This window comes from bacterium, from assembly GCA_040756715.1.
Taxonomy (GTDB): Bacteria; UBA9089; UBA9088; order UBA9088; family UBA9088; genus JBFLYE01.
This window is the reverse complement of sequence record JBFLYE010000014.1, coordinates 1-12314: the sequence shown is the minus strand read 5'-3', so window position 1 is coordinate 12314 and position 12314 is coordinate 1. Positions and strand designations below refer to the sequence as shown.

The following is a 12314-nucleotide window of genomic DNA, read 5'->3' as shown; positions in this document are numbered from 1 at the left end:
AAGAAGTCCTCTATAATAACCTGCTATGTGTAACTCTTTATATAAAAATTCAAAACTTTTTAATATCTTCCCATTATGAATTGTAAGATGCTTTCGCAACATTTCCCTATAGCTATTTACAGATTTCGGTAATTTTTTTTCATCTCCTTTCTTTAATAAATATGTATCAATAGCCTTTAATACCGCAAGATAGGCAGTGCCACAAGCCTCCTGGACATATTTAACATCGGTATAGTAATTGTCCTCACGAGGAGCATTTTTTAAGATTTTCTTTGCATTATTTAAATACCTTAATGGCTCTTTCATTTTATTATTGCTTTATAATAACCATCTTCTTTATTACCCTCTCTCTCTTTGTTGGGTATTCTATGGTTACCTTATAGATATAAAGCCCAGTTCCTAATTTCTTTCCATCCTTGTTTGTGCAATTGTAATCTTTCTCCTTCTTTCCTCCCTCTGAAAAATCTTCCTCATAATCCCAGACAAGGTCTCCGGTAATGGTATAGAGCTTAATCTTAACATTTGCATTTGTTTCTAAAAAGAAATTGAATTTTGTAGAGCCCTTTGCTGGGTTTGGAGAGGTATAAACAGATTTTTCAATAGATGCCTCCTCTTTTGTTACTACATTTATTTGATATGTCGCACTTCTTACATTCCCATTGTTATCAGATGCAGAGATCCAATAATTTAGGGTGCATTTATTTTGGGGTGGGATATTGAAAACAAATGTATTTGTTCCCAAGATACTCTCATAGCTTTTTGTTCCTATGGTTTGCGAACCAAGGGGCTGATAATAAAGAATTATCTCTGCAAAGTTAAGCCCAACCCCTTCATCATAGATTACTGCCTTAATATTTATTGGTTCATTTACAAATGCAACAGGGGGTGGTGTGTGATCAATATTTGGTAAATCATCCTCATCATACATAATTGCATACATATCCTTTATTTCTGTATTGGCTGGAATTTTAAGGCTAATTTTGTTATTTGCTGGATCAATTGTTCCACCAAGCCTTGTCCACAAACTTCCACTTCCATAGATAAGTAATTTTTCTTCCTTGAAGAAAGGGGATGGAAGATGATAATCCTTATAATGGAGGGTCAAAGTTACATCCTTGCTAAATTTGCATTTATAAAGAGGGGTTTGTGTGCCATAGTAAAATTTGGTAATTGAGCCAATGAGCTCATATTCCTTATGATCTCTGGTATCAGGGAAAAGCCTTACAAAAACTGTATTTGTCCCCACAGGAATACCAGGAGCCTTATCCAAGGTAATCTCTGTGTCATAAGGGATATTAAGATATATCTCGTCGTTGTAGATCACCTCTATCTCCTTTGGAATGCTAAAGTAAAATGTTTCCTGGGCAAAATTTCCTTTATTATCATAGGCAATTGCAGTGATTGTATATGTGCCTGATTCGGTTAAGGGAGAAATAAGATTTCCTTTTAGCTGTCCTGTATTGCTTCCTGTCTCTGTATAGGATTTGGTTGAAGGAATGTCTAGCCCATCTTTCTTTAATGATATGGTTGAACTTGCCCAATTTATCCCAGACTCACCACAACCTATCTCTGAAATATTAACTTTAATCGCACCAGAAAATGGGGCAGTAACCGTTCCCGTGGGGTATGGGTCTGAAATTATGGGAGGAATGGAATCAATTACCCCAAAGGTTATAGAATAAGTGGCTTTATTATTGTTAAAATCTACGGCAGTGATTTTAATTGTATAAGTTCCAGGGATGGTTAATGGCTTTGTAAGTATCCAATATAGGGTATCTTTATTGTCATTTGTGAGAATACCCCCTATCTTTTCGCCCAATTTATCTTCAAGATATATACTTGAGTTTATCGGAGAGACACCTACGCCTCCTTCTCCATCATATAATTTTACCCAAACAGAGGAAACTATACCTATCTCCTTTTCCTCACCTGATGTAGGATTGGAACTAATTACAATGGGAGGGGTTTTATCTTGTTTTATAATCTCAGGGTTCTCCACGCATCTCATTATTCCATCAACTACATCTGAGCGAAGCTTATAATGCCCATGGTAGCGAGGTTCTGCATGCCATTTCTCCTCTTCTTCCTCCTCCTTATTGGTAAGCTCCCAATCTATACTTACAAGCTCTGCCCATATCCGGACATAATAATTACCCGGTGGATTTTTCCAATCAAGCTCCCCATATTCATAGTCACAATAGTAATTTCCCTCTTCATCCTTAAGGAAGGGAACAAGGGTTCCCTGATCATTCTCGGTATCCTCATCGCCCTTATCAGGTTTTACAGGGTTTCCTAAAGACATCGTATAATTTCCATAGTTTGGGGGAACCCCCCATACCCATTTTCCATCCCTTAAGCTATATAGCCAGGGATCTATATCATTTCCTGCAGTCATATCAGGGTAGCTTGTATGGGGAATCTTCTCCCCTTCATCATTATGGGTTTCAAAATTAAGCAGGCCATAAGGGATGTTAAGGTGAGTAGAATATTGGACAAAATCAAAGCCTAGGTTATTAAGTTGCTTATCGGTTACCTCACCACCTTTTGAGCTCTTAAGGACAGCCCTGAATTTTACTAAGACATCACAGCTTTCAGGAATATCATCTGAATAGAATGGGTTTGGAGAGAAGGTAAGGTTTTCTATCTTTATCTCAATGGAGGTTACCTTTATCTCACCCTTTACTTTAGTAGCCTCATTTCCTGCCATATCCCTTGCATCAATGGTATAATAATAAGTTCCATCAGGGACTATATCCCCATTATTATCCCTTCCATCCCAGAAATCAGAGGTATTCTCTCCATATTTTGGATTTGGAGAGATAATCCTCTTTACAACCCCTCCATCTTCATTCAGGATATTTATTTGAACACGGCTTTTCTCTGAAAGGTTATATTTTATAGAAAGATTTTGAATGTAGGGATTGAATGGATTGGGTTCTATATTTTGATTTTTAATTTCGGGCTTTGTTCCATCTACATCAATCTTTATCCTCTCATCGATATATGGGTCATTTAGGGCATTATAATTATTATAAATGAAGTGTCCTTGTATTAAAACCCCTGTGCCGATATTTCCCTCCTTTATCTCATAAACACTTGAATAAATGCCGTCACCTGGCATCTTATCGAAGAATGAAGACATTCCATTATCTACAAGCTGGATGCCTTGATACATAACCCCTAAATCAGCTGAGGCATCACCACCGGTTGCCCAATTAACCTCTTCTACCACAAGGTTTGAAATGGTATTATAGGAAGAGACAAGAGGGCCAGAATATAAATTTTGATTTGAAATGGTACAGCTTCCATTCTCCTTTGCTTGCAAAAACCAGGTATGCATACTATCAGAAACAAGGATATATCTTCCCCATTTTATCTCAGGGCTTGTAATGGTAATGTTTGTTGTTGTTTTTGTGGAAATTGCCCTTATGGTTTTTTCTACCTTAAAGCTTGCAAGAGAGATGATGAGTTTATCACCCTCCTTTAAGAGGCTCTTTAAGGAATAGCCTGCTTGGGGTGTAATGCTTCGATAATCTGAAATGGGCAAACCATAATATAGCTCTGCATTTGAAATAAGAGCCTCTTGGTTTTTAAGGGTTGTAATCCAGATATAATTACCTGAGGTAATCTCTATCCTTTCTCCTTCCATTAAACCTATTTCATCCTGCCATTTAACCCTTAATGTCTCGGTTGTAGAGTCTATAATGGTCAAGCCCGATAAAGCCCTTTCCTCTTTCCTTTCTGGAATTATTCCCAGCCTTGCTATCCTTGATAGAGTAATGGGATTTGCTTTTGTTCCATCAAGGGTTATTGTGCCAAAGACATTAGTAGATGTTCCGCCATTTCCTGCAGAATCCATCACAAAGCCTTTAACATTAAAGTCGCCTTTATCTTGCTCTTTTACGGTATATTCGCCCTGCCATTTAGTTTCGCTTATTTTATTAAGGGGAACAAAGATATTATCACGAAGTACACAGCCTGCACTAATAACATCTGTATCCGTTCCCCTTACCTCTAGGATAAAGACAACCTTTTCACCCCTATAGAATGTTCTTTGGCCTGTATTATCTATAATGCTTATAACCTCGGGTGGTGTATTATCAACATATACAGATATGGTTTGGGTTTCTCTCCTTTGTGTGTCAGGATCAATAACCTCTAATGTAATTGTATGCGAACCTTCAAAGGCGGTCCCACCAGGAGCCCATATATATGACCCTAATTCATCCTTCTTTAAAAACCCTGTAGTAAGGGTTGCATTATCGGCAAAAAGTGTCCAGCTTCCATCCTTATCCATAATTAAGAAGCTAATCTCGATTGTATCTTCACTGCCGGTAGAGCTACCTGGAGAAAACCTATTATCAGAAACAGAGAAAAACTTTATCCTTGCGGTAATAAGCTCCCTTAACTCAAATGTGTAGGTTCCTATTGAACAATGCTCTGCTTTATCATAGGCATATACCACAAAGGTATAAAGCCCCTCTTTGGTTAAAGAGCCTAAGATAGGGCTTCCGATAAGAAACCCTATATTGCTGGATGTTCCATATTGGAAGGTAATATTTAGAGGAATTAAATTATTATCTGGGTCTTTTAGGGTGATTATTGACCTTTGCCAATCTATCCCTGAGGCATCCTCCTCAAGTTCAGATATTCCTGCGCTTATAGTTCCCTGATATGGCTTAAGGATAGATCCTACAGGATAAGCATCATATATCTTGGGAACAATTGTCTTAAGATAAAAGCTCCATTGATAAAGATTGTAATTTCCCGCACCATCATAAGCCTTTACAGATACTGTATATGTTCCATCCCATAATCCATCATCTAATAATGGAAAACCAAGGTCTCCCATCAGCTTTCCCGAGTTCTTTCCGGTTGGGCTATAGCTTTGGACAAGGGTAAATGCAGCCTTTTCTTTTTTCATAGACATTGTTGTTTTTAAAGAATCTATGCCAGAATTGCCCAAGCCTACATCTGAGATAAAGCAATAAATAACATCTTCAAAGGGTGAAATAACTACCCCGGTTGGCCAGGGATTAAAGACATCGGGCTTCATTATATCCTTTATCTGAAATGTCGCCCTCTGGTAGTCATCTAAAACACCATTTCCCTCTCTATCAACCGGTCTTATCTTTATGGTATATGAGCCAGGCTTTGAATTATCCAATGGATTATCAAGTATCCAATATATTGTATCAATGCCATCATTAATCTTTTTGCCTCCTATTTTCTGGTCAAATGAATCGGCAAGGAAGATTTCACTCCTTTCAAAGTCTATCCCAGAGCCTCCCTCGGTTGGCATATCAATAAGTTTTGCCCATACTTTTGAAATTGTCCCTTGTGAGATTACATCTTGCTCTGCAGGCTGGGTTGCGATAATAAGGGGTTTTTCATCATCAGAAGGGGGAGGCGGGGGTGAAGGCTGTGCCAAAACCTTTCCCTCAATATAATCTGCCTTAAGCCCATTGTGGTCAAAAAAATAGGGAATTGCATGCCACTTTTCCTCTGGGTCTTCTGGTTTGTTGATAAGCTTCCAGTAAATGCTGGTAAGGTCTGCCCCGATCCTAAAGATATACTGACCTTTTGCATCGTCCCAGTCCTTCATCCCAAAGCTAAAGTTTTTGTAATAGTTCCCATCTAAATCTTTATAGAAGGGAACAAAGTAATTAAAGTCATTTTTGGTATCATCATCGCCTTTGTCAGGTTTTGCAGGGTCTCCCAGGGAATACTTATAATCTCCATAGTTTGGAAGAATATCAGGTCTAAGCCAGGGATCGCTATCTGTTTTATCACAGGAGTCAGGATAACTTTTCAATTCTATTCTTTCTCCATCCTCATCATAGAGTTGGAGGTCGATTAAGGCATAGGGTGCGTCAAGCCAATTCCAACCCTGAATAAAATCAAAGCCTAAGTTATTAAGTTGCTCATCGGTTACCGTCCCTCCCCTTAAATTCTTAAGGATAATCCTAAAATTTATAACCACATCAATTGTCTCTGGTTTAGCCTTGTCTGGCCAGAATGGGTTGGGTGAAATATTAAGGTCTTCTACCTTTATCTCTATAGTGGTGAGCACAATCTCTCCCATTTTAGGAATTGCCTTATTTCCCGCCTCATCCTCTGCCTCAATTGTATAAGAATAATGGTCATCGGGTGGTATGTCGCCTGCACTTGTCCTTCCATCCCAAAATATGGTAACATTATCTCCAAATTCTGCCTTGGGAGATTTTAGAACCCTTACTACCTCACCTTTACTATTTTTAATGGTGATTACAATATAGGACTTTTCTGAAAGATTAAACATTATCGCAAGATTCTTAGGGTAGGGAAGGCAGGGATTAAATGGGGTAGGGAAGATATTGTTATTGGTAATCTCTGGTGGTGTTGCATCAATGGTTACCTTTAGCCTTTCGTCAATATATGGATCATTCTCTGCCCTCTTTTTGTTATAGAAAAAGTGTCCAAGAATTTGTGCATCATCTGTGGTGTCACCCTCCTTAATGGTATAGACCCCAGAATATATCCCATCGCCTCCGGTAATATCACCGGATAAAATCCCAACCCCGTCAACGCCGTCATCGGATAGGGGAATATTTGGCCTTATCTCTCCAATATCAATCGTTGCATCACCACCGGTTGCCTTAGCTACCCTTCTTGCCACAAGATTAGTAAGCTCGGTATAATCAGAAATAATTGGTCCTGAATAAAGATTTGAATTGGATATGGTAAATGAACCATTATCGGTTGCCGTTGACATCCAGGTTCTTACATTATCAGAGACAAGGATATAATCGCCGATGTTTATCTTACTATTTTGAATGGTTAGGCTTGTTGAGCTAACATTTGGCGGGCTAAAAATTAGCTCGTCAAGAAGGACACATCCTTCAAGGGATAGAATTAGCTCATCATTGACTTTCAAGGCTTTCTTTAAGGCATAAGCAACCCCTATTTTTACATTTCTATAATCAGAAATAGGCTCTCCATAGTAAAGAAGCCCATTGTTAAGAGAAAGCAGAGAATTCGTAAAAGTTCCCACCCAGATATGCTTTCTTTCCTCTTCAATTACCTTTATTCTTTGCCCTTCTTCCAGGCTTTCACCTTCCCATTTAATGGATAGAGAATCTGTTGTTGAGCCTATAATTGTAAGGCCTGATAAAGATGGCCTTATCTCTTTTGGATATAAAAGACTTACCCTTGAAATCCTTGATCGCTTCACTGGTCTTTCCCTTCTTCCATTTACACTAATTGTTCCACTTATCGTCCCATAATTTGTGGCTGGATTTTCTGCTTTGTCCATAAAATATCCAGAAATTGTCCATGTTCCGTAGTCTTGTTCTGAAACTGTATAATATCCTTGATATATGCTTCCCTCTGTTCCCAATCCCTCACCAAGATAGGTAAGCTTTATATCCTTTCCATTGATATTGGCTATTGCCTTTAATCCATCATCAGCATCTATCTCCTGGTTTCCCATCCAATCCCTTGCCTTCATTGTGAACTGGATTACCTCATTAAGATAAAAAACCTCACCCCCTGTATTCTCGGTAAGGGAGGTGATTAAGGGTGGTGTGTTATCAATGGTTACAACAATAGTTTTTTCTCTATAGTTTCCTGCTGTATCCCATATCACAACCTCTACAGAATGGGTTCCTTCATCTGCCGGTTGTGTTGTGTAAGAGCCATCCCATGTATAGATTCCAGAATAATTAAAAAGCTCCCCTGAATATTCCCCTGAGGGAGTCTTATTGTCTATGGAAACCTCATACCTTCCCGATTCATTTGAAGAGAAGAAAAGAGAACAATAATCTCCACTGCCCGTAGATGTTCCCGGAGAAAAGAATAGGGGGTCTGCCCAAACCTGAATAATTGGGCTTGTGCTATCTATGGTAATTTTCTCGGTTTTTGTACCTTCATTCCCTGCAAGATCAAATATTGAAACATCCAATATATGGCTTCCTTCCTCAAAGGAAAGCCAGGCTCCTACCTGCTTATCCCAATAATAGCCATCCCAGACAAAATCTAGGGGTATATTTGCGGCTATGGTCCCTGTTTTTAGTTCCTTTCCCTCCATAGCAATTCTATATCTGCCAGCTTCTTCGCAACTTAGAGTAATTGTTGTTGTATCCTCTGAATTGGGCGATGTATAAGGAGAAAACCGATAATCAGAAACATTGAGACCCCCCAAGGGTGCTTGATAATCGGCAATGATTATTTGCTTTCCTGTATCAACTCCATCTATATCAACACTAATTTCTACTCCCGCACCATCAAAGACAAATAGGGAATTAGGCTCATCGGTTGATTTTATTACAAAGCTTGCGCTATATGTTCCATCACCATCAAAATCAACAAAGGGTATTTCCATTTGATTGGGGACGCTATTTGCTTCTGGTGGCCAAGGCTTTACCGGAGGGAATAAGCTTTTTACAGTTCCGATGCAATAAGATCCACTTGCATTTTCAACCCTTGCGGCTACATATATAGTTGCTCCATCCTTAAAGTAAGAGGATGGATTTTTAAAACTTTTATCCGAGTATGTGGTTATTGTTTCTGTTGCAGCAAAGAGCTGGCTGGCAGCAAAAATTCCTACCCATAATAATTTTTTCATATTAAAATTTTAGCTAGTTTATCCTTGTAAATTATCTTTTGTCAATAATTTTTTTTGAAAACGCCCCTCCGGTATATCCATCAATTAGGCCGGTTAGCTCTTCTATTCTTATCCTATTTTTCTCTTTGTCTTCTAAAATAAGCCTCTTTCTTTCAAAATATAGCTTTGTAAGCTCGGCAAGAATTTCATTTCTTAAGCGTGTCATAAGCCTTGATCGCTCATCAATTGAGGTTTGATCAGGGTTGTAAATAAGCTCACTAAGATGCCAATCAAAAGAAAGGCTCCACTGGTCTGGTCCCTCTTTGCCATAAGCTACATAGTTTCCATAGCTAAAAGAAAGTTCGGGAAGAAGCACCTTGTATTTTGCCCTTTTCTGCCAGGATTTTACCACAGAAGGTGAAAGATTATTATACCTTATTGCCATCTCTTGAACCTCTAATATGCCTGGCTCATCTTGAAAGGTTAAAGGGGTCTCTTTTTCTTCATTTTTTGTTGCTATAGCGCTGAGATAATTCGGCTCTGCATATACAACATTTTCGTTGTCTTTGTATGAGGCAATAATCTCTTTAATATCACTATCAGGGGGAAATTTAAGCAGGAAAACAGAGCCATCTTTCTCTTCATAAAGCCTCTCATAAGATAAAAGCCCAAACCCTTCACCGATTGAAGTAATTACCTCCCTATCTTTTGTCTTTACCAAAACCTCCCCCTTTTTAAAATCTAAAGCATAAGAAAAAAAAGCTAAAAGTAAAATAACAAATCCATATAATTTTGCCTTTTGCATTTCTTAATTGGGTCCTGTTGGACTCGAACCAACCGCCCACGGCTTAAAAGGCCGCTACTCTGCCAGATGAGCTAAGGACCCTCTTAAAAATTGTAAATTTTAAAAAGTATATTTTAGTCTTTCGTTTTTTGTTTGTCAAGAAAAGGGGAGTTTTTTTCTTAAAATCGCTAGACAAAAGGTATGATTAAAGCTTATACTTATTAAAATGCCAACATATGAGTATGAATGTGGAAGGTTTGAGGTTTTTGCCTCAATTTATAGAAGCCCTGAATACAAAAAGAAGCTAAAGGAGGATAATAAACCCAATAAAGAAAAATCTTAAAGAAAAGGCTTAATGGTACAAGAGAGGTTTGTCCTTGCTGATGAAGATGAGGTTTTGAGGCTTTGTGGAAAGGATGATGAAAATTTAAGGATTATTCAAAATGCATTTGCTTCAAAGATAATTCCAAAGGGAACCCAGATAATCCTTTTGGGAGAAAAAAAGGAGAATGAAAGAATCCTTTCCCTGCTTAATTCCCTCCTTCTTCTTATAAGGAATGGCCATTTAATAAGAAGCGAGGAGATAAAATATGCCTTAAGGCTTTTTGAGGACAAGGAGGATATCCTTGGGGTATTTGAGGATACAATCTGTGTCTCAGAAAGGGGAAGGCTGGTAAAACCAAAGAGCATAAATCAGAGGAAGTATGTAGAGATGATGAAGAAGAATGACTTGGTAATTGCCATTGGTCCTGCAGGAACAGGAAAGACATATCTTGCGGTTGCAATGGCTCTTTCCTCCCTTCTTATAAGGAGGGTTGAGAGGATAATCCTTGCCAGGCCAGCGGTTGAGGCAGGCGAGCGGCTTGGATTTCTTCCCGGAGACCTGCAAGAAAAGGTAAATCCATATTTAAGGCCCTTGTATGATGCCCTCTATGATATGATGGGAATTGAAAAATTTCATAAGATGTTTGAAAATGGTGTAATTGAGATAGCACCCTTGGCATATATGAGGGGAAGGACATTGAATGATTCATTTGTCATTCTTGATGAGGCTCAAAATACAACCTCTGAACAAATGAAGATGTTTTTAACACGGCTTGGCTTTGATTCAAAGGCTGTGATTACAGGAGATATTACCCAGATAGACCTTTCTTCTGAGGTAACCTCAGGCCTGGTTGAGATTCAGGAAATATTGAAAGGTGTATCGGGAATAGGATTTTCTTATCTTGATAAATCAGATGTTGTCCGACATCCATTGGTAAGCAAAATAATAAAGGCATATGAGGAAAAGTCAAAAGTCAAAAGTCAAAATTGGGGTAAGAATTTATGAAATTCTGAATTTTGAATGTTGAATTTTGAATTAAAAAAGGAGGTTTAACGGGATGAAAAAAAAGGGAGAAAGCTTGGTTGAATACGGGCTGGTAGTTGGGTTGATTGCCGTTATTATAATTGCTGTTGCTTTAGCTCTAGCTCCCCAAATTAAGGTTCTGCTTAAAGGAGCAGAGGTAAAGGTAGAGGAACCAGGAACACCAACAACACAATTACAAGGAACGCCAACTGCTACAGGAACAATAACAGAAACAGGAACAAAAACCCAGTAAAAGGGAAGAGGGATTAATGGATAAAAGAAAAGAAAGGGTTGCGCAAGCTATAAGGGAGAAGATAGGTGAATTTATCCTAAAGGAGATAAGTAGCAATGACCTCCTTTCGGTTACAAGGGTTAAGCTGACAGGCGACCTGAGGGAGGCAAAGGTTTATATAAGCAGCTTAACAAATGAAAAGGAGTGCCTTAAGGGTTTAAAGAGGGCGAAGCCTTCTATCAGGGCATATTTAGCAAAAGAGATTAACCTTCGCTATACACCAGACCTAACATTTTTTATTGAAGAAGATGAATGAAGTTTTAAAGGTCTTACAAGAGAGGGATAATTTTATTATAACATCCCATATCCGTCCAGATGGAGACTCAATTGGAAGCCAGATATCCCTTTTTCTTATCCTTAAAGGTTTGGGGAAAAGGGTTATAATTATAAATGAGGATAATCCACCGCCTCATTTCTCCTTCCTCCCCCATCTTTCGGAAATATTACCACCCGATGATAATAGAAAAGATGTAGCCTTAATTCTTGATGTAAATGAGATAGAAAGGCTAGGGGTTAGGACAAAAAAAATAATTGAAAGAATCCCTTTAAAGATAAATATTGACCATCACCTTGGAGGTGGTATAGGAAATGTAAATTGGATAGATGAGAAGGCATCATCTGTCTGTGAGATGATCTATAGGCTTTTAATAGGGCTTTCAAAAAAACCAAACAAAGATATAGCCCTTCTTCTATATGTTGGTATAGCAACCGATACAGGGTTTTTTAGCTTCAGAAACACAACGCCTAGTGCTTTAAGAATATGTGCAAGTCTCCTTGAATATGGAATAGAGCCATCCGAAATAAAAGAAAAGCTTTATAGCACAAAGAGTTTAGACGAATTAAGGCTCTTTGGAAAGGCATTATCTAATCTTAAAATGAATGGTTCTATTGTTTCAGCAAGGATTACAGAAAAGATGATAAAGGAGGCTAATAGAGAACCAGAAACAGGCACATTGCTTGATCTGATGAGAGGGATAAAGGATAGCAGAGTCATTCTTTTATTCAGGGAGCTTTCTCCTTCCAGGACAAAGGTTTCTTTAAGGTCAAAAGAAGGTCTTGATGTAAGGAGTATAGCAGTTCTCTTTGGTGGCGGTGGTCACCTCTGTGCCGCTGGTTGTATTCTTTCTCTTCCCATAGACGAGGCAGAAGAAAAGATAATGTCATGCCTCATAAAATTATGAATTTTGAATGTTGAATTTTGAATTCAAAATTTCTTAAAAGGTGAATGAATTTTTTAAACAGATAAACACTTATAGTTGATTCCATAACGCTTTACAAAATGTATGTGTTTAGATAATCTTAAGGA

General features: G+C 38.2%; 7 protein-coding genes and 1 tRNA gene. 4 read left to right on the top strand and 4 right to left on the bottom strand.

The annotated features are described in order from the left end of the window. The 4 genes from AB1397_00375 to AB1397_00360 form a co-directional block, all read right to left on the bottom strand. Positions 1-306 (bottom strand): DUF5618 family protein (locus AB1397_00375; protein ID MEW6481460.1); only part of this gene is annotated, 306 nt, incomplete at its 3' end. A 4-nt stretch (positions 307-310) separates the two neighbouring features. After that, a complete protein-coding gene (locus AB1397_00370) occupies positions 311-8605 on the bottom strand; it encodes a FlgD immunoglobulin-like domain containing protein (protein ID MEW6481459.1) in 8295 nt (2764 codons plus the stop codon). Between the two features lie 31 nt (positions 8606-8636). Next, on the bottom strand, positions 8637-9389 hold the full coding sequence (locus AB1397_00365; protein MEW6481458.1) for a hypothetical protein: 753 nt from the start codon (positions 9387-9389) through the stop codon (positions 8637-8639). Positions 9390-9397: 8 nt separating this feature from the next. Next, a tRNA-Lys gene (locus tag AB1397_00360) sits at positions 9398-9470 on the bottom strand. Positions 9471-9723: 253 nt separating this feature from the next. Between AB1397_00360 and AB1397_00355 the strand changes: the two genes are divergently transcribed. The 4 genes from AB1397_00355 to AB1397_00340 are packed head-to-tail and all read left to right on the top strand — an operon-like array spanning position 9724 to position 12189. Then, a complete protein-coding gene (locus tag AB1397_00355) occupies positions 9724-10698 on the top strand; it encodes a PhoH family protein (protein MEW6481457.1) in 975 nt (324 codons plus the stop codon). Positions 10699-10750: 52 nt separating this feature from the next. Next, positions 10751-10969 carry a hypothetical protein gene (locus AB1397_00350; GenBank protein MEW6481456.1) on the top strand — a complete coding sequence of 73 codons (219 nt, stop codon included), beginning with the start codon at positions 10751-10753 and terminating at the stop codon, positions 10967-10969. Between the two features lie 16 nt (positions 10970-10985). Further along, a complete protein-coding gene (gene rbfA, locus AB1397_00345) occupies positions 10986-11264 on the top strand; it encodes a 30S ribosome-binding factor RbfA (GenBank protein ID MEW6481455.1) in 279 nt (92 codons plus the stop codon). Next, on the top strand, positions 11257-12189 hold the full coding sequence (locus AB1397_00340; GenBank protein MEW6481454.1) for a bifunctional oligoribonuclease/PAP phosphatase NrnA: 933 nt from the start codon (positions 11257-11259) through the stop codon (positions 12187-12189). The genes rbfA and AB1397_00340 overlap by 8 nt, the downstream gene beginning before the upstream one ends. Positions 12190-12314: the final 125 nt, after the last annotated feature.